The 293-nt window shown below is 60.1% G+C and carries 1 protein-coding gene; it reads left to right on the top strand.

What is annotated here, in order from left to right; all coding sequences use genetic code 11:
* The coding region (locus F2P45_RS35115; RefSeq protein WP_166882760.1) for a hypothetical protein at positions 1-293 on the top strand (293 nt) is incomplete at both ends.

The following is a 293-nucleotide window of genomic DNA, read 5'->3' as shown; positions in this document are numbered from 1 at the left end:
GGCAGCAAGAAGGACAGCATCTCCGTGCGCGTGTCGGCCGACTCGCTCAACATCGGGGGCGACGTGCAGGAGTTGTACTTCCAGGGAGACGCCGCCCAGTTGGTCGATCTGAATCGCGTGTCGACACCGAAAGGATGGAAAAAGACCCTATTGCAATCCGTACACACGGACGACGACGAATACGGCACCCCCCTGTATGACACCCAATGGACAGCGTCGAAGTTACGCACCGCCGGGGCGCACAAGACCGATGCCGCGGTCAGCCTGCACGAAATGGCTTTCCAGCGCATGTT

The sequence above is a fragment of the Massilia mucilaginosa genome, from assembly GCF_011682145.1.
GTDB lineage: Bacteria > Pseudomonadota > Gammaproteobacteria > Burkholderiales > Burkholderiaceae_D > Telluria_A > Telluria_A mucilaginosa.
This window is presented reverse-complemented; position numbering and strand designations above follow the sequence as displayed.